The following is a 20,327-nucleotide window of genomic DNA, read 5'->3' as shown; positions in this document are numbered from 1 at the left end:
AGCCAATGATTATGGATCATCAACAAGCCACCCTTACGTCCACATTGTCGCTGTTCGACGAGCAGGTGCGGTATGCACCTGATGCTGTCGCATTGCGTGAGGACGCGCGAACTGTCTGCTACCGAGAGCTGGCCGAGCGTGTGCAAGTAGCCAGTAACGCCCTGCTGGTAAAAGGTGTAGAGCCTGGTAACCATATCGTGTTGTTTATGCCGCGCTCGATCGAGTTCGTAGTGGCTGCTCTTGCGACCCTCAGGGTCGGGGCTGCGTATGTGCCGGTGGATCCAAATTCGCCAATACAGCGTTCACGAACCATTATGGCCCGTTGTGCACCGGCATTGGTTCTCACCGCCGGAAGCACCGCCTTGCCTGGGATCGATTGGCCTGCGCTGTCGCTTCAAGAATTGTGTGAAGAGCAGAGTCAGGCACCCGCTCAGTTCCAGGCTTTGGGGACTGGCGACGAAATCGCTTACGTTCTACACACCTCAGGTACGACCGGTGAACCTAACGGGGTACAGATAACCAACCGTGGTCTGGTCAACTATTTGACCTGGGCTGCGCGAAGCTACGCGACCGAAGGTGCCTACGATGCAATCTGGCACACAGCCACGACCTTCGACCTTTCCATCACCAGCTTCCTGGTACCGCTGATCGCCGGTGGCTGTGTGGACATCGTCCCAGGCGATTCGGCCTTGGAGAAGCTTCTGCATCGTCTGTTTGACGCCGCTCAACCTGTTGTCGTCAAAGTCACCCCCACTCATGTGCGAGCGATTATCGACTGGTTCGATGCTCAGCAGCATGTCCGCGAGGTGGCACACGTGTTCGTGATCGGCGGTGAGGAACTGCTCGTTCGTGATTGCGTAGCGCTGCAGCGAATCTTCCCCAATTGCCGTATCTACAACGAATACGGGCCAACCGAAGCGACCGTCGGTTGCTGTGTTCAAGCATGGGGCGGCGCGACTGCTGCCAACTTGGAAAGTGTGGCCATCGGCACACCTATCGATGGCATGGCGCTGTATGTGGTCAATGAGTCCGGTGAGCAGGTGCCGGCTGGAACGCGTGGAGAGCTTCTGATTGCTGGTGTGGGCGTCATGGCGGGTTATCTGGGTAACCCTGAGCTTTCGGCGAAAAAACTCCTTAACGTGACATGGGACGATCGGCTTTGTTATGCGACGGGGGACATGGGCGCGTTGCGTGAGGACGGTGTCTTCCTTTATTTCGGGCGCACAGACACTCAAGTCAAACTCAATGGCTATCGTATTGAACTGACGGAAATCGAAACGCAGGCGATGGCGGTCGCGCAAGTGAGCAATGCCGCCGCGGTCGTCAAGCGTGAAGGTGGCGGCAGTATCTTGGCACTGTTCGTCGAGACCCAGGCTGATCCCGCGCAGGTGGAGCAATCTGTGGCCAAGCATTTGGGCGATGCACTGCCAGATTACATGCGCCCGTCGCGCATCATGGCTTTGCCTGCGTTGCCTGTCACTGCCCATGGCAAGATTGATCGCCGTAGTCTTGCCGAGTTGCAAGTGGCGCAAGCGCAGGCCAGCGCTGAGTTTCATACCGACAGCATCGAGGAGACGCTGATTGCCGTATGGCAACGTGTACTGCAACGCGACGTCGTCACGCTGGACGACAATTACTTCGCCCTCGGAGGGGATTCGTTACGTAGCATCGAAGTCACCGCATTGGCTGAGCAGCGTGGAGTGCGTTTCACCATCGCGACGCTGCACATGCATCCGACCGTGCGCTCCCTGGCCAAAGCCGTACGCGAGGCGACAGCGCCGGTCGATCTGCCAGTCTCCGAGCCTTTCTATTTGGTTTCCGAGCAGGACCGAGCGCGAATTCCGTCTGACGTGGAGGACGCGTATCCTCTGAACCTTCTGCAGGAAGGGATGATCTATCACCGCGAGTTCGCTGCAAAGTCGGCGGTTTACCACGCCATTTGCTCATATCATGTGGAGATGCCTGTTGACGTGGACGCGATGCGCGATGCCGTGCATGAGCTGGTTGCCCGTCATCCATTGCTGCGTACTTCGTTCGACCTGACGCATTTCAGCCGTCCGCTGCAACTGGTGCACAAGGCAAGCGAGCCGGAGTTCGGCTACCTCGACCTCAGGCATGTCGACCCACAGACCCATCAGGATTACGTGGACTCCTGGTTGGAAGATGAAAAGAAGCGCGGCTTCGAGATCGAGCAGTACCCGCTGATTCGATTTATGCTGCATCATTTTTCAGAGGGCACTTGCCAGCTCAGCTACAGCTTCCACCACGAAATCATCGATGGCTGGAGCGATGCCTTGATGGTGACGGAGCTGGTCAATCGTTACATGGCCCGTGTCAGTGGCGAAGTGTTCGAGCTGCCCGAACTGCGCTCGACCTTCCGTGATTCGATTCTGCTTGAGCAGTTGGCGGTCAACGACGATAGCTACCGAGAGTTCTGGAATGAGCGGATGCGTGATGTCTCGGTCATGCGCCTTCCCAGTTTCGTCCCACCCCGTGCGGATCTCGGTCAGCGAGAGATCATCAAGTTCGAAGTGCCCATCAGTGGCGAGTTGTCCGATGCCGTCAAGCAACTGGCCCGTGAGCTGGCCGTTCCCCTCAAGTCCGTGTTGCTGGCGGCTCACATGAAGGTGATGAGCCTGCTGGGCGGTGTGGATGATGTCATGTCATACACCGTCTCCAATGGGCGGCCTGAGAACCGTGATAGTCATGCGGTCATTGGCCTATTCGTGAACAGCTTGGCGTTTCGCATGAGTCTGCCGGGTGGGAGCTGGCGAGAGTTGATTCTCGATACCTTGCACAGCGAGCATGAAGTTCTGGCAAGGCGTCGTTACCCTATGGCGGAGGTCAAGCGACAGCACGGTAGCGAGCCACTTTCCGAAACTCTGTTCTTCTTCAACCACTATCATGTCACCGATGAGCTCGAGCGTTGGCCTAACCTCAAGATGTTGGGGCTGAAGGTCTACGCTGAATCGACTTTCCCCTTCTGCGTTAATGCCTTCCTGACGCCTTTCGAGAAAGATCTGCGTATCCGCCTGGAGTACGACAATCTGCGCTATGACAAGGCAGTGATGGACGTCGCCGGCGATTTCTACCTGGCGGTGCTGACGGCGATGGTTAAAGATCCGTCGGCCGACTACCATGCCGATGCTTTCCTGGCGCGCGAGCAGCTCGACCGTGTTCTTGGTGTGGCTTCTGGCGCTTTGAAACGTGAACAGCGTCCATTCCTGTCGGTTGTGGCCCAGATCGCCGAGCATGCTCGTCGCACACCGGAGCACATCGCCGTTGTCAGTGGTGAGTCGCGTATCACCTATGCAGAGCTGGACGCAATGGCGGCCCGGTTCGCGAAACACTTGGTGGAAGAAGAGCATGTGCGTCCCGCCGACATGGTCGGGGTGCTCATGTCCCGTGGTTTGCCTGCGATCGTCGCCATGCTAGGTATCCTAAAGAGCGGTGCGGCCTATGTACCGCTCAATGTCGATCAGCCGGCTGCAAGGCTTGCGTGCGCAATCAAGCAGACTGGGAGCCTGGTCGTTTGCGATGACGCTGCGTATGCTCATCTGGTCCCAGGCCTGGATAGCGAGATTCGTTTCGTACGCTATTCGGATGTAGATGCGGATGCGGACATTCATGATGATGTACCTGTTTGCGCTCAAAGCGCCGCCTACGTCATCTTCACATCGGGCTCGACCGGGGTTCCCAAGGCGACGGTAGTGTCCCACGCCAACCTCGACAGTTCGACACGTGAGCGGGTTGCCTACTACGGGCTGGGAGGGCGGGACCGTTGCGCGTTGTTGTCCTCGCAAGCTTTTGATAGTGCCGTTGGCGTTATCTTTGGGGCGTTGGTCGGTGGCGCGACCTTGGTCATTCCCGATGAGGAAACCCTGCTCGACCTGGCGGGGCTTGTGCAATACCTGCGTGCATCGCAGGTGACAATGACACTTTGCACACCTTCGTTGCTTGATACGTTGCTGGCGACGGACGATTTCATCACGCTGAAGTTGCGTCAGATCATCTCTGCAGGGGAAGCGCTTTCGTGTGACACCTACGCGCGTGCTGCGGCGATTCCGGGCGCCACTGTCTACAACGAGTACGGACCAACAGAGGCAACGGTCTGGGCGAGCGTGTGGCAAGGACAGCCTTACCGTCCGGTTTCGACGATGCCGATCGGCCGCGCCATCCCCAGTGCAAGGCTCTATGTTCTAGATCAGCGCATGCATCCAGTGGCGGTAGGCGTACCTGGAGAGTTGTACATTGGTGGCGAAGGGGTTGCTCAGGGCTACCTGGGCGCTCCGGCGCAGACGGCTGCCGTCTACCTGCCGGATCCGTTCGGCGATGTACCTGGCGCTCGGCTCTACCGTACTGGCGATCTGGTGCGACTGGATCTTGAAGGGAATATCGAGTTCCTGAGTCGTCGCGACCGACTGGTCAAAGTCCAGGGTTTCCGTGTCGAACCGGGCGAGATCGAGCATGTCCTAGCCACCCATCCGCAAATCCACCGGGCTGTCGCCGTGGTCAAGGCGATCAACGGGATCAAGCAACTGGTTGCCTACATCGTACGACGCGATACCGCACAGGCGCTTTCGGTGGATCAACTCAAGGCATTCTGTAAGCAGAACCTGCCAAAATACATGCTGCCTGCCCAGTTTGTGTTCGTCGATGCGGTGCCGGTCTCTAGTACCGGCAAGGTCGATCTGGCCTCTCTCGAACATTCGGCCTCCCTGGCTGCGGCTGACCATTCTTCCGCCGCGCCGCAGTCTCCACTGCAGGCAATGCTGGCCGGCATCTGGCAGACTGCCCTGAATGTGGAGCGCGTAGGCATTCATGACGACTTCATGACATTGGGTGGAGAGTCGCTGGCAGCCTTGCGTATCGCCGCTAAGGTGCGCAGTACGCTCGATGTTGATATTCCAGTACGCACACTGCTGGCGGCGATGGATAACATAGCCATGTTGGCGGAGGCGCTGGAGGCGCATTCGGCGTTGCAGGGCAGTCAGAAGCGCCATGAAGAACTTGAAAGTGGCACGCTGTAACGCCACAGAGGTCGCCGGGGAGCTTGTTGCCGCAGGACTTACCCTTTGGAGCGAGGAGGGCCGGCTGTGTTATGCCGGCCCAGCCGGGGCCTTGAGCGATCGGCTCAAGGCTCGGGCCTCTGAAGTACGGGATGCTCTCGTTGAGCGCCTGATGGCTGAGCGCCAAATCCTGGCACCTCCCTCACTTGCGCAGCAACGGATCTATGCGGCTCACGTGATCGGAGGGGAAGGGGCGAGTTATTCGGTGCCCATGGCTTGGCAGATGAACGGGCCGTTGGATATCGATCGGGTGCGTAACTGCATGCAAATGCTGGTCCAGCGCCATGAAGTATTGCGACAGTCCTTCGTGCGTTTTGGCGGAGAGTTGGTCGGTGTCATCTCGCTGCGCGCCGAATTGGATTTCACCGCGCTGTCGCTCCTGGATGTGCCAGGCCAAGCCCCGTCGGCGGTCGCACACAGATGGCTGGAGGAGGAGGCGAGCAGACCTTTTGATGTGGCCCACGGCAGGCTTTTTCGAGGCCGTGTCATCAATGCAAGGGACGGCAGCAGCTATCTGCTATGGATACTGCACCACCTAGTGTGCGATGAGTGGTCCACCGCGCAGTTGCTGGAGGAATTCGTTGCTTTGTACAACGACGGCCTGGTGGCATTGCCGCCGCCATCAGCTTATCGGGACTACGTGCAGTGGGAACGTCAGCAAGGGGACAGCGACGGCCTGACCCATTTGTTGGAAAAATGCGTAAAGCGTCTGGAACGGGCCAGTGCTGAACCAAGTCGTGTTGTGCGCAATGACATGACTAACGGTAATCGGACTGCCCTGGAACAGCGTGAGCTTGGCTGTGAGGCGAGTGCCGCCGTCAGTAAGGCCGCACGAGCTCTGAAGGTTTCAGAGTTCGTTTTCATGCTGGCCGCCTTCGTCATGTTGCAAGCACGTTACTCGACTACGCGCAATGTTTCACTCATCACCCCTGTGACGGCGCGCTTGGACGAGCGATTGATGAGTGTCGTTGGACCTGTGCAGCAACTGGCGCTCATTGGCGAGAGGGTAGCGCCGAATCAAGCGTTTTCGGACGTATGCCAGCGCATTGCCCGGCAGGTCGAGGAAGCGATGTCGCCAGATTACCCTTCGATGAACCGCGTTTTGAGCGAGCATGCCTTGCGCAACAGCGGGGCGCGCGCCGATTTACCCGGAACCCTCTTTGTGATGACCGGTCCGGCCATGGACTTGCAACTGGGGGGAGTTCAAGGCTCATCGTTGGGGCTGCGCAACCGGGAGGCCAAGACGAACCTCTTGGTGTGTGCAAGTCGCAGCAATGGTGTTGTGCACTTGGCTTTTGAATATCGGCAGGAGGTGTTCGACCAGGGGATCTGCGAGCAAATGTTGGCCGACTATGCGCATTTGCTCGAGCTTTGTGCTAACGATGATTTGACCTGCGAACAACGGGTGGGGCAAGCCTACCCGTCACACCGACCAGTCAACCCTTTAGCGCAGGCGGTTCCTCGAGGGAGCGTGCCACAATGGCTGGCCGACGTTGCACGTAGCAATCCCGAAGCTGTCGCGATCACCGGTGCCGAACAGGTTACCTACGGCCAGCTTGATCAGTTCTCCGCAGACGTCGCGCAGCGCCTAGCCACCATGGCCTTGCACGGTGAAGCCTGTGTAGCGGTATGGGGCCGGCTGAGCGCTCGGATGATCGGTGCGATGTGGGGGGTGATGCGATCTGGCGCTTGTGTTGTGCCATTCGATGCCGACCTTCCGTGGTACCGCGTAGAAATGCTCTGCCAGCGCGACGGTATCCAGTCGCTGGTGATCTGCGACCCGTCTTTGGTGGCAAATTATGCCCCGCAAGACATGGGCATGCCTGTGGTGGTGCTCGATCAGGCGTTGGCGGTGATGCCGTCCTGCCCGGTTATCGAGGCGATGGTGCCTGTACATGCAAGCTCACTGGCCTATGTAATGTACACCTCTGGATCCACTGGTGAGCCGAAGGGGGTGAGCGTTTCCCATAGTGCTTTCGCCAGCTTTATCCATTGGGCGACAAACGCTTTCGAATTCAGGCGCATCGAAGCGTTCAACGTACTGACGCATGCGTCGTTTGATGTGTCGCTGTTCGAGGTGTTCGCGCCCCTTGCAGCGGGTTGCCCGTTATACATCGATGCTGGTAAGACCTATCATGACCGGCTGCGTGGCTTAAGCGCCGGAGGGTTCGCAGCTGTCCCTTCGGTACTGCGGTCAGCTCTTGCAACGGGTATCTCGCTGCAGTCCGTGACACACCTGTTTGTTGCCGGTGAGGTGTTTTCTCCGGCATTGGCCGCCTTATTGACCAGCGAGGCCCCCGAGAGTTCGGTGTGGAACTTGTACGGTCCAACGGAGGCTGTGGTCTACACAAGTCTTCATAAAGTGGTGGGCCAGGGGCCGGTTCCAATTGGCGTTTCTCGCGATGGTCTCCAATGCTACGTGATACGAGACGACTGGACTCGGCTGCCTGATGGTGCGGTAGGGGAATTGGCCATCGGTGGGGCTATCGCGCGTGGGTATCGCGACATGCCTGCCTTAACCGCCGCGCGCTTTGTACCTGATCCGTTTAGCGGTCAGATCGGGGCGCGAATGTACTTGACCGGTGACAGCGTATTCGTGGACGGGCGCGGCATGCTCAACTATGTCGGGCGACGGGACCGGCAGCTCAAGAGTCTAGGCGCGAGGCTGGAACCAGAGGAGATCGAGCGGGCTTTGCTCGATCATCCGCAGGTCACGGCTGCGTTCGTCTGCGGCAGCTCGAAAGAAGGGCTGCTTGTCGCCTTTGTTGAGGCCAGAGCGGCACAGTTGCAGGAGCATGATTTGCGCCGCTTCTGCCTTCAACGTTTGCCTCGCGCGATGACCCCCAAGCGTTTCGTCATCAGCGATCACCTCGAACGCACGGCCGCTGGCAAGCTCGATGCGTCAGCACTACGGGGGCGGTTGAAGCAGCTTGAGTACCAGGCCCTGACAGCAGGGCAGCCGACGACCGAAACCCAAAGGCTACTCATGCAGCTCTGGGGCGAGCTGCTTGGGCACACGGCTTTTGACATTCGCACCAACTTTTTCGAGGCCGGCGGCAATTCATTGATGCTGCTGGCGCTCCATGACCGATTGCCGGGCAATAAAAGTGGTGTCGATGCACTCAGCGTGATCGATCTGTTCACTTACACAACAGTGGAACAAATGGCAGCTCGGCTGGACCATACCGTTCGTCCCATCATGGATGAAACGTCTTCGCGCAGTGCCAATAACTACCGGGCGGCTTTGCGTCGTCACAAGGTCAAGTATGGAAACGATGAATCGATTTGAAGATGAAGAACAATGGCTGGGCAAAGCCGCGATTGTCGGCATGTCATGCCGGTTCCCAGGAGCGTCGGATGTGCGACGGTACTGGACGAACTTGCTTGAAGGGGTTGAGTCTGTCGAGCGATTTGACCCCATGCTCAGCACCCGTAGTCGTTTCGCCTCCAATGAGCTGCCTGATGGCGGGGTAGTCGGTGCCGAAGCCGTTATGCCGGATGTCGATGCGTTCGACTACGAGCTCTTCGGTTATACCCTTGGCGAGGCCCGACGATTGGACCCGCAGATGCGCATTGCGCTGCAATGCGCTCATGAGGCCCTGGAGGATGCTGGCTGCGCGGGGATGAAAACCGGTGACGGCAAGGTCGGCGTGTTCTTTTCCGCCAGCATGAGCACCTACCTGCTGGAACACTTGCTCGAAGAGAACATGGACGGGCTCGGTGCCTTGCTGGGTAACGACAAGGACCATATTGCGACCACCATCGCCTTTCGACTGGGGCTCACTGGCGCTGCTGTCAGTGTCGGAAGCGGCTGCTCCAGTTCGGCGGCAGCGCTGCATTTCGCGTGCCTGGCCCTGGCGACCTACCAATGCGACGTGGCGGTTGTCGGCGGGGCATCGATTATCTTCCCGCAGCGTCAAGGTCATGTCTATCGGGAGGGAGGGGTCTATTCCAAGGATGGCCACTGTCGACCTTTCTCCGCGGACGCGACCGGTACGGTAGGTGGAAGTGGCGTCGGAGTCGTTGTACTCAGGCGACTGGACGATGCCGTGCGTGACAATCATTCCATCTATTGCGCCATTGCCGGGAGTGCCTGTGGCAATGATGGGCGACGTAAGGTCGGCTACGCAGCGCCTTCGGTCGAGGGACAGGTTGAAACGATTCGTCTCGCCCTTGCTACAGCCCAGGCAGACCCCAAGGCATTTGCATTCATCGAGGCGCATGCCACCGGTACGGCGTTGGGAGACCCGATTGAACTCGATGCTCTGCACAGGGCCTTCGGTGCGACCTCGGATCATGAGCCGTACTGCGCCCTGGGTTCCGTGAAGGCGAATATCGGGCACCTCGACAGTGCCAGCGGCATAGCCAGTGTGATCAAGGCTGCCTTGTGCGTATCCGAGCGTAAACGACCCGCTCAGATCGGCTTCAGAGAAGGCCACCCGCTGATTCCATGGAAAACCTCGCCATTCCATGTTGTCCCCAGTGCAGGCGCGCTGTTCGACACGGAGCAGGCGCGCTATGTGGGGGTGAACTCCCTCGGTATGGGTGGCACGAATGTCTTTGTGGTCCTGGAGCCGGCCCCCGAACCTGTTCCCCGGCTGCTCCAAGCGCCCCCGGCCTTGCCAATTCTACTGAGTGCGCATCGACCGGAGGTTCTGGAGGAGGTCGTGAAGGCGCTACAGGTCTTCGTCATGACACATAGACCTGATTTGGCTGACTTGGCTTATACCCTGAGCGTGGGGCGAAAATGCTATGACTGTCGCGCGGCGTTCATTTGCACGGACCTGGACGATTTGCTCCTGCAACTGGAGCAAGGCCGGTCTGCTAAGGTTGCAGAGAGTGAGCTGGAGTCTCGCGTAAGCGCTTGGTTGGTAGGCGAGGCCGTGGATTTCAGCGATCTGTTTCCGGCGAACTCGCGGCGTCTGCATTTGCCTGCCTATCCCTATCGCCGTACCGAGTGCCGTGTGGAGCGAAGCGAGGCGCCACGCGCGTCGAAATGGTGGCAAGTTGCGAGCAAGGTCCCCGATGTGCCATTGCCGCCGCAGGATCCCGTTACCGAGAGACTGGTGGAAGACTACAGTGCCGGCCTGATTCGCGATTTTTTGCTCGATCGGGTGACGGCTCTCAGCGCAGATCCAACCATCGAGCGTGCCCAATTGATCGATCAGCTTGGGCTTGATCCCGACTACCAGCGCTTCGGTGAGTACCTGGTCGAAAGCATGCTGGCGCGTGGCCTTCTATTAGGCGAGCAGTCAATGTTGCAGGCAAGTGCTCTGATGGGCCTACCTCAGTCGTCGCAGTTGGCCGCATCGGTGCTTGAGCGCTGTCCCGCCCGTGCGCCGTTGGTGCGACTGCTTGCAGATTTGGCAGAGCAGCGTGCATCGATCATGTGTCAAGGATGCCCCGCGCTGGAAGTTTTGGCTGAACAAGGCATGGACCGACTTAGCCAGGCCATTGGCAGCGATGTTCAGCGCAACGCTATCGTGGCCGATCAATTCGCTCAGGTCGACCTGTTCCTGCGTCGGTTCTGCGCCGAGCTGGGCAGACCGCTGCGTATCCTCGAGATCGGCTGCGGCCACTTGGCCTTGACCCAGCACTTGCTCGCTGCTCCGAACACGGAGCATCTGGCCGAATACTGGATTAGCGATGAGAGTCAGTCTTTGGTCGAGCGGGCCCGAGAGAGACTCGAGGAAAAGGTACAAGCAACGCTTGGACAACTGCGTTTCGCACGTTTCGATATAGACCGTCGGCCAGCTGCCCAGTCGATACCTGTCGATCACTTCGACGTGGTGATCGGTTTCAATGTCTTGCACGTAGCGACGAATCTGCAAGCCGCGTTGGCCAATCTTGGTGAGTTGATCAACGATCAGGGCGTACTGTGCCAAATCGATTCGACAGATTCGCGGCTCTCCACGCAATTGATCTGGGGCATGCTTGCGCAGTGGTGGCGTTACGAAGACAAACGCGCTCATGGCCCTTTGTTGTCGGTCGCGGGCTACCAGCAGTTGCTGGCATCCGCATGCGGTGAATACCTGCTTGCGGGGTCGCCCAGCCAAGAGACCGAATCTTTGCTGTGGTGGGGGCGACCCAATCCCTACGCCAAAGAGCACACCTATATTCCTCAATGGCGACGTTTTACCGGAGCGTGCGAGCAGCGCTGGCCGACCGGTGATGTTGTGCTCGCATTCGTCGATGATGCAACGCTGCGGCGCGGGATCGAAAACCTGGCCGAGGAAAGTCAAGCGAAGGTCTTAGCGGTGGTCAGTGCCGCGAGTGATGCGCTATCCCCCGAAGATCACATTGTATCTATGGGCAACGAGGAACACGTCCGCCTGGCGATAGATGCATGCCTGCGGCGTCATGGCCGGATCGATCGGGTCGTGTATGCCTGGACTCGCCCCGTCCCGGGTGGTGAGTTGGAGGCTGCTGTAACTACTTCTCTGGGTACTTTGCACTGGACCGCGAAGATCCTCGATCAGATGCAGGGTGATAAGAGCATCGAGTGGTTGGTCATTTCCCGCGGTCTTTTCAGGGTGGCGGGCAATGAGCCTGTATACGCTTCCCAGAGCTTGGCTTACGACATGTCGAAAATGATTGAGCTGGAATATCCCCAGTTTCATCTGCGTCATGTCGAGCTGCCGGCCGACGGTGCATTACCACCGGCGTTTGCCACCGCATGTACCTGCGCAAACGTCTCTGGGACGCTAGCCGTTCGGGGGCGGTACCTCTGGCAGCCTTACCATGCGCAGGTGGATCTCTCCCCTGATGAACCCGATCTCGATGGTGCCGTCCTCGTGCTGGTTGGAGGACTGGGTGGCATTGGTTTAACTGTCGCGCAAGCGCTCGTGCGTCGCTTTGCCGTCCACCTGGTCATCCTCCATCGCGCGCAGTGGCTGGATCGCCCCGAGTCCGAGAATGATGAGCGGCAGGTGGCGATTCGCCGGCAGCTTGCTACGATCCGTGGCCAAGCCTCCTCCCTACAACTCGAGCAGCTTGATGCCAATGATCGAGAAGCGGTGTTTGCCGCAGCGCGACGCATCGGCGAACGCCATAGCAAGATTGACGGCGTGCTGTATCTGGCGGGCGAGATCGATCGCGAAGGCGTGTTGCGCAATCGTTCGTTCAGCATGCTCGAACGCTCGATTCGCACCAAGACTCATGGCGTTACCAATGTTACTGAAGCATTCGCCCACTTGCGCCCGGATTTTCATGTGAATTTCTCCTCAATCGGTGCGGTCTTGCACAAGGCGAAGTTCGGGGAGGCCGGTTACGTCATCGGGAATGGTTATCTGAATGCTCATGCGCGAGCCGGCGCAGCAGACTCTACGTGCCGATTCATTTGCATCAATTGGACCGATTGGCAAACCGACGGGATGTGGGCCTATGCGCAGAGCGAGTTCCAGTCACGCTACAGGTTGAACGACGAAAAGCGTGAGAGCACGACGGACACCTGGGGCGATAGCCACTGGCTTCAGAGCGTATCTGCTCGGCAGGGTGTCGAAACGCTCCTCAGAGTCATCGCGAGCGACCATGAAGAAGTGGTGGTGTGTGCCCAAGACTTGCCCTCGCTCATGGCCTATCAACAACAGGCGACGCACGCCGATTATGGGCGCTACCTCGATAGTCTGAAACTGAGCGCTGCCGTGCAGCCCGGCTCTCGAGAGGGCGGGTTGGCATTTGTGTCGCACGACACTGCTCGATCACTGGCGCAGATATGGGAGGAGTTGCTGGGCGTTGCAGTGCAGGGCAATGATGACAATTTCTACAGCGCGGGTGGTGATTCGTTGTTGGCGTTGCGACTGTCGGCCCTGGTGAAACAGGCACATGGTGTCGATCTTTCGCTCTCCACGTTGCTTGACACGCTCACGTTTGGTGCTCTCGTGGCCTACATCGACATGAAAATTGCCGAGAAGGCGCCGTCTTCGGAGGTTGGTATTGAACTCTGAGTCGCAGGCATTCGAATCGCTCGTCGAACTCTATCGACAAGGGGGGCGCGTTCTACTGCAGGGGGAAGCGCTACAGGTCAAAGGACCCAAGGAGCATTTGTCGAGTGAGCTGCTACAGGCCTTGGCGCGGCACCGGAGTGAGCTGAGGCAGTTGCTTGGTGCTTCAGGTAAGGGGGCCGGTGCCTCGGTCGGTGTTCCGTTGTCCAATGCTCAGGAAGAAATATGGGCTATGGAACGGGCTCGCCCCAGCAGCTCGCGATTTGGCTTGACCAGCTGTGTATTGATCCAAGGGAGTTTGGACCCAGGCATCGTGACTGAAGTTGTGAATGCCTTGATGGAGCGGCATGTTGCCTTGCGCATGGGGTTCGATGCAGAGCATGGCGACGCCCGCCAGCAGGTGCATCCGTTCAGGCCTGTCAAGGTATCGGTCGAGCGTGGTAGCGAGCAGTTACCCGACAACATGCTCTCGGTACTGCGCCACCTCGCCGCCGAGCACGCCACACGGCCCTTCGACCTGTCGACTGGCCCATTGCTGGACGTCAACCTCTGCACCCTGGGCAGTGAGCACACTCTGTTGACATTGCGTCGGCACCACATTGCCAGTGATGGAACTTCCTTCGCGATCATCGTCGATGAGTTCTGTCGGGGTTACCGGGCGTTGCATGCCGGTCAGGCGCTGCCGGAAAGCGCCGGATCCTTGGGGTATCCCGCATTCGTGGCGTATGAGCGAGCGACGATTGCCAAGCAGGGGCGGGCGGCACTGCTCGCTTGGTGGCGAGCACAAATGTGCTGCGCGCTGGAAATTGCGTCCGCGGCGGGGCGTCCGAGCCTCGAACGAGCAGCGTTGATCGGCGGTTCCGGCAGTATGCGTTCGTTCGAGTTCACCTTGCAGGCCCCCGTAATTGCCAGCCTGCAAGCGTTGTCGCGACGGTGCGGTGAAACACTTTATTCGACAATGTTTGCCCTTTTTCGATTGTTGCTCGAGGCCAGGCAATCGCCCGGTGCCGAGTGTATTGGGCTAGATGCCTCGATGCGTGACGCCGCCGAGTTCGAACGAACCGTGGGCTTGTTCGTCAATCGTGTACCCATCGTCCAGGGCGTGGAGCCAGCCATCCCTTTCACGGCAATGGTCGCACAGGTCGGCAGAACCCTACGCGCCGCGCTGGCTCACAAGTGGCTGGCGCATCATGAAATCGATGCGCAAGCCACAGCTGCCGGGCTGTCGGGCTTGAGCTATCTCTTCGGATTCCATAACAACGCACATGCCACGTTTTCGTTACCTGGGTGTTCAGTAGCGGCAAACCATGTTCATAGTGAGCAAGAGCACGATGTGCCCTTCGTCTGCTATTTGAGTGATGCAGGTACCTCATTTCGCATCAGTGTGGCCTATCGCATCCTCGCGCACACCGAGGCCTTGGCCAGCGATTTCGATGTACTGTACCAGCAGGTGGCCCAACTGGCAGTCGATTGTCCAGACGCGAGCTGCAGTGAGTTCATAGGGGCTTTGCAGGCTCGACAAGAGCAGCTGTATAGCGGACATCGAGCAGCTTTCGCGCGGATGAAACAGCGGCGGTTTGCGCGAACCAGCGGGAGTGGCAGCGATGCATGAATGGAAAAAGCGGTTTTCGCTCGATCGTTCGGCTCAGCCCAGCGGACACATGTCCGACTGGCGGGACAGCCTGGTGCAGGTACCGGCTGAGGGGCCTTTCTTGTCGGTGTTCATGCCCGCACGTCCAGATGTTCGGCTGGCTGAGGTGTTCCGCCGGTATGCTGCGTGGATCGAGGCCCGGCTCGACGAGCGTGGCGCATTGCTGTTTCGTGGTTTTGAAGTCGGTGGCGCGCGCGAGTTTGAATTGTTAGGCCAATGGCTGGGTTGTACCCCCACCATCAGTCGTGAGGAAACCTCTCCTCGCACGCGTATTTCCGGCAGCGTGTTCACCGCCACGGAGTACCCTGGTGCCTACCCCATCGCGTTTCACAACGAAAATTCCTATCAGCGGGCGATGCCTGCCAAGCTGCTTTTTTACTGCAGCCAGCCTTCGCAAACAGGGGGGGCGACATGGCTTGCCGATTGCCGAGCGGTATGGAAGATGCTACCTGAGGGCATCCGGTCATCTTTTGCCCTTGGCGGTTATCAACTGGTACGCAGTTATCACCCTTACTTCGGTATGTCCTGGCAGCAAGCTTTCGGTGTGAATGATCGAGCCGCTGTTGAGGCCATCGCCGCTTGCGACGAGATACACCTAGAGTGGAAGGACAATGGCGTGTTGACCACGACGCAAGTTCGTCCTTGTGTGGCAGTGCACCCGCGTACCGGTGCGCTCTGTTGGACCAATCATGTGTTTTTCTTCCACCACTCGAATTTGCCGCTGCATGCGCGCGAGGCTTTGGCTGTCGAGGCGCGGGGAGATCAACTGATCAATGACACGCGTTACGCCAACGGCGAGGCTATCGAACTCGACATACTCATGGCGATCGGGCAGGCTTATGACGCTAATACGGTGTCAATCGAATGGCAGCCTGGTGATGTGCTGTTGATCGATAACCTGTCCATAGCGCATGGCCGCGCACCGTATGCGGGTGCGAGGATCATCTATTTTTCCCAGTTGGATCAGATCGAGTGGGCGCAACTGCGTACCCCATCGTGTGTTCAGGAAGAACCATCATGAGCTTTTCCTCTCTGTCTTTGCCGCAGTTGCAGGCTTATGGCCGTCGTACTACGGGTGAAGAGTCCTCGGAAATCATCTGCTGCACCTTTTCTCTTTCCGGCGACCTCAGCATCGATATGCTGCGACAATCTGCCTTCGATGTGCTGTCGCGCAGTCGGATTTACCTGCCGGGAATCAACGTCGAATGCTCGGTGCAAGCGATCGAGGCGTCAACTCTGCAAGGTGCATCTGAGCGCATGGCCAAGGCGCAGTTGCTGGCCAGTTCTGCGTGCGCTCTGGCATTGGTTAGTATCGACCAGCGCAAATGGTTGGTCGCAGTTTCCCGCGCCTGGGTTTTTGACGCGGATGGCTTATCGCTGTTCGTCGTACAGGCACTTGAACAGATGTCGAGCGGCGCATGTGGGTATGAGGGGCGCATATGCTACGCGGACTACATGAACTGGCAGCACGAGTTGATGGCCAGTCCAGAAGCCCAGTTCGGCAAGCAGTTTTGGACCCGGGCGGCCGCTTCTTTCGAACCGCTCCTGGAGCTCCCGATCGAAGAGCGCCTGAAAGCGCCTTTTGCCACCAGCGCGACCTTTTCAACGTGTGCATTGAGTGAGGCGCTCGGGCAACGCCTCGATTCAATCGCCGCTCGGCTACAAGTGTCTGCCCAAAGCTTGGTGCTGAGTGCGTGGCTAGTGGTGCTTGAGCGTCTGCTGCCGGAGCGAAGCAAAGACCTGATCGTCGTCCTCAGTAACCGTGAAGAGATGTTCGAACATCTGGTCGGCCGGTTGGACTACGAACTGCCGGTGACATTCGAGGTTTCCAGCAGCACGTCGTTCGCCGGGCTGGCCAAGCATGTATTCAAGAAATTGGATGAGTGCGGTGAGTGGAAGGAGTGCTTTTTTGAGCAACATTTGGCGATTGATGCCGATCGACAGAATATTCGTTTCTCCACGCGCACGCTGCGAACTGGGCAAAGTCGGGAGTTGAGCTGGGAAGAGCACCCGCATGCCTGTTTCGCGCCGTCCAGCCACCTCGAGGTGACCTTTGCCCGCGGGGCGCGAGCGCACCTGGTAATGAGTGCGAACCCCGCTCGTTATTCCCAGGCGACCGTCGATTTTCTTCTGGATGAATTGCACGACATCCTGACCCGGGCAATTTCGGATGTATCGGTCCAGGTCGGTCAGTTGAACGTGGCTGATCTGCAGGCTGATGGATGGATGGTGTCGAGGCGGCGAGGACACACCGAGCACGCTTTAATGATGGTTGATGACCGTATCCGGAATGTCATTGAGCAGCAGGGGCAGCAAATCGCGCTCGATTACGGCGCTCAGGCATGGACCTACGCTGAGCTGGGTGAGCTTGTTAGCGAGCAGGCGCAAGCGTTGCGCGACATCGGTATTGGCATTGAGGATTGCGTGGGCTTGTCCGTTGCTGACCCGGTGCGCTACCTGATCGGCGCCTTGGCAGTTTGGCGGGTTGGCGCTCATTTCGTTGCGCTCGGCGAGCATGTGCCGGCGGTACGTCGACAGCACATCATCGATAGTTCGAAAGTGAAAGCGATCATTGAGATCGACGGCGGCGTCCGGGCGCAGTCGGCACTGGGGGCCACCACGCCGCGCGCTCAGGCGCGACGATGGCCTCTGGACGTGCTGGCCTACATAATCTGCACGTCCGGCACCACCGGGGAGCCGCGGGCGGTCGCGGTATCGCAGAGGGCGCTCGCCAACCAGGTGGAGGCCTTGACCAGACACTTCCCCCTCATGCCGGGTGAACGCGTACTGGGGCGCACGCCTGCGACCTTCGATGCCTCTCTTTGGGAGTGGGTGCTGACATTCTGCCGTGGTGCGCGGCTGCACCTGCTGAACGTCGTGGATGGCGCCTCGGAGCGCGCTGTTATTGCGGCGCTCGAGGCGTTTCCATTTCACATCGTGCAAATGACTCCCAGTCTTCTGTCGCGTTGCTTGCATGCGGGCGGCGCGCCAGCATTGGCGAAAGTTGCGCATGTGGTCATCGGTGGTGAGGCTCTCCCGGGGACTTTCGTTGCCGCGTTGGCTCAGCACGGTGGTTCGCTGATCAATGCGTATGGGCCTGCAGAGACCTGTATTAACGCCAGTTTGTATCGAACCACGGACGACGTGCATTCCAGAACTGTGCCCATTGGTGAACCATTGGATGAATACGTCTTTTATGTCGTAGATACCGCCTGTCGGCCCACTCCAGTGGCCGGCATCGGCATGCTGTGCATTGGTGGTGCAGGATTGGCGAGGGGGCTGGTGGGGGCATCTGCTGCTACTGCTCGTCACTTCGTGCCGGATCCGTTCACCTCTTGCGCGGGTGCGAGAATGTACGTTACCGGTGATTGGGTGCGTCGCCTGCCAAACGGCACCATCGAGTTCGTCGGGCGCCAGGATGACCAGATGAAACTCAACGGTGTACGCATCGACCGAGCGGAAATCATCGCTGCCATTAACGCTGAGCCTGGAGTGAAGCAGGCCACGCTCATAAAACTGAGCGAGCCATTGCCTTGTCTGGTCGCGTTCGTGGTTCCTGTATCGCCTAACCATTTCAGCGTTGAAGCACTGAGCGCTGCACTAAGGGTGAAGTTGCCGATGAGCATGTGTCCGGCCAGGATCGTCGTGCTCGCGGACTTGGCGCTGGACCCGCACGGTAAGGTCGATCAACAAGTGTTGCGTGATCTCGCCCAAGCAGATCGGCAATCCGAGTTCGTGGCGCCGCGCACGCCGACCGAAGCTCTGGTCGCGAAATGTTGGTGCTCGGTGCTCGAGATAGAGCAGGTGGGTGTGCATGATAACTTTTTCATGAGTGGCGGCCATTCACTTTCGTTTAGCCGCCTGATCGTCGCATTGCGTGAAGCCTTTGGTATCAGCCTTTCGCTAGGCAGTGTGATTGATGCGCCGAGTGTCGCTTCGCTGGCACGTCACATTGATGAACAACTGAACCGAGGCGTATGAGCGTGCCGGATGATATTGCGATCATCGGTGGGGGACAGTCAGCCAAATATGTGCTGCTGGCACTTGCCCATGCAATCGTGTCCGGACGGTTGCCCAGCAGTTTGCGCGTTGCTGTCTATGAGCAGGGCAGGCAATGGGGGACGGGACTGGCCTGGTCTCCGGAGGCTGTTGGAGACGCGCATCTGTCGAGCCTTGCAGCACCCTCGCTGCGGGCAGAGGTGGGTCGCCAAGAGGGGGGTAGGTTCGAACAGATCGTGGCGTTTCTACGCAGTCAGGGGGCTCGGGTAACCACCGAATTGCAAACGACGATTGAAGTGATCGAGCCCGCTGCTGAGGGCTGGACCTTGCACGGCAATCGGGGGCCTGTGCCGGGCGCTCGACACGTCGTGTTGGCGATCGGGCATAGCGCCTTTGCCCAGAAGAAACCCGTCGACGGAGTGCTTCACTGTCCTTGGCCTTTCGCTCAGTTGTGCGCTCGTGTCGATGCGCAGGTTGCCCAAGGCGGGGCACGCGTCCTGATTTTGGGCAGCTACCTGACGGCGGTAGACGTGGCGGTGGGGCTGGGGGCGAGCGCAGAAGCGGGTCAGTTGCACCTTAGCGTGCTATCCGGTAGTGGGGAGTTGCCGAAGGTTTGGGGGGCTCCGCCACCGCCTTTGGATGTCGACGCACTGTGCCAAGAGGTCATGCGCGAACCTATCGCCCAGTGTCGCGCGCAGGGGAGACTGGATCTAGCGGCAATTGAGCGGATGATCCTATTCGCCGCATTCGGTGAGTTGCATGGGACGGGCGCTTCGTTGGCGGGAAAACTGCAGCGACTCTGTGCTGGTGAGCCCGGGCAGCGTCTGAAGGAGGACCTGCGGGAAATCGAGCATGGAGCGGTATTGGCGTGGCAGACGGGATTGTTCGGTGGACTGCCTTTATTGAGTGAGGCGTTCCCAACATTCAGCGATTGCGACAAGCTCAGATTCCTCTCGTTGCGCTCTCGCTACTACCGTGCGGCGATGCCCATGGCTGGTGAGAACGCACGGCGACTCAATGCCCTGTTCGAGGCTGGCTCGCTTGATGTTCTAGCTGCACCACAAGGATATCGCTTGATTCAGGATCAGAAGCACAATGTCCAGTACCTCGAGATCCAGGACGACGCTGGCAATTTCCTAAGCGTTGGGGAATTCGATCTGGTGGTAGCTGCCGCTGGGTCGGATGTACGCCTTGAACGAACGGTTTCCCCTTTGCTGCGTGACCTGTACGAGCGCGGCCTGGCCTGCTCGGTCTACGCCCAGGATGCAGGCAAAACCGTCGAGCTGGGTGGGATTAGGGTGAACCCGCGCACCTGTGAGGTGGTGCCGGCAGAAGAGGCTGCAGGGCCGGCAGAGGGCAGCCTGTTCGCAATCGGGCCTTTATTAATCGGAACCTATCCGGACGCGCAGAGCGTCGGTCATATCGCGCGTGATGCCGAACGCATCGCCGAGCGGCTGGTGGCCTTGATCGCAAGGGATTGACGGTCGCCCCTCTGATTTCAAGGGGTGGCTCAAAGGAATTGAATAGCACAGCGAGAGAACATGCAGTCGATTATCCAGCTTCTTCTCCTTCAAAATCAGCTCTGCAAGCGAGGTTCCGCAGTAGCGATCAGCGCTCGATTGAGGAGCCCTCGTGCGCCAGATAGGCTGGTCAGCGTAGGCCGTG

The 20,327-nt window shown here is 58.9% G+C and carries 7 protein-coding genes; all 7 read left to right on the top strand.

Translation table 11 applies throughout. The features are described 5' to 3' along the window. The first annotated feature begins 5 nt into the window (after nt 1-5). Genes PF66_RS15305 through PF66_RS15275 form a run of 7 tightly spaced genes read left to right on the top strand, consistent with a single transcriptional unit; the run spans nt 6 to nt 20,143 of the window. A complete protein-coding gene (locus PF66_RS15305) occupies nt 6-5,030 on the top strand; it encodes a non-ribosomal peptide synthetase (protein ID WP_054063146.1) in 5,025 nt (1,674 codons plus the stop codon). After that, nucleotides 5,002-8,358: an AMP-binding protein gene (locus PF66_RS15300; protein WP_081009861.1), complete on the top strand. Its 3,357-nt coding sequence runs from the start codon at nt 5,002-5,004 to the stop codon at nt 8,356-8,358. Before PF66_RS15305 ends, PF66_RS15300 begins: the two co-directional genes overlap by 29 nt. Next, nucleotides 8,336-13,015 carry a beta-ketoacyl synthase N-terminal-like domain-containing protein gene (locus PF66_RS15295; protein ID WP_160320660.1) on the top strand — a complete coding sequence of 1,560 codons (4,680 nt, stop codon included), beginning with the start codon at nt 8,336-8,338 and terminating at the stop codon, nt 13,013-13,015. Before PF66_RS15300 ends, PF66_RS15295 begins: the two co-directional genes overlap by 23 nt. Further along, a complete protein-coding gene (locus PF66_RS15290; RefSeq protein WP_342633321.1) occupies nt 12,972-14,624 on the top strand; it encodes a condensation domain-containing protein in 1,653 nt (550 codons plus the stop codon). The genes PF66_RS15295 and PF66_RS15290 overlap by 44 nt, the downstream gene beginning before the upstream one ends. Continuing rightward, complete coding sequence (locus PF66_RS15285) at nt 14,617-15,684, top strand: TauD/TfdA family dioxygenase (RefSeq protein ID WP_054063142.1); 1,068 nt, start codon at nt 14,617-14,619, stop codon at nt 15,682-15,684. Before PF66_RS15290 ends, PF66_RS15285 begins: the two co-directional genes overlap by 8 nt. After that, nucleotides 15,681-18,644, top strand: a complete 2,964-nt coding sequence (locus tag PF66_RS15280; RefSeq protein WP_054063141.1) for an amino acid adenylation domain-containing protein — start codon at nt 15,681-15,683, stop codon at nt 18,642-18,644. Before PF66_RS15285 ends, PF66_RS15280 begins: the two co-directional genes overlap by 4 nt. Continuing rightward, entirely contained in the window at nt 18,641-20,143 is a 1,503-nt protein-coding gene (locus tag PF66_RS15275; protein ID WP_054063140.1) for an FAD/NAD(P)-binding protein, read from the top strand. Before PF66_RS15280 ends, PF66_RS15275 begins: the two co-directional genes overlap by 4 nt. The last annotated feature ends 184 nt before the right edge of the window (nt 20,144-20,327 follow it).

It is taken from the genome of Pseudomonas asplenii (assembly GCF_001293465.1).
Classification (GTDB): domain Bacteria; phylum Pseudomonadota; class Gammaproteobacteria; order Pseudomonadales; family Pseudomonadaceae; genus Aquipseudomonas; species Aquipseudomonas fuscovaginae_B.
This window is presented reverse-complemented; position numbering and strand designations above follow the sequence as displayed.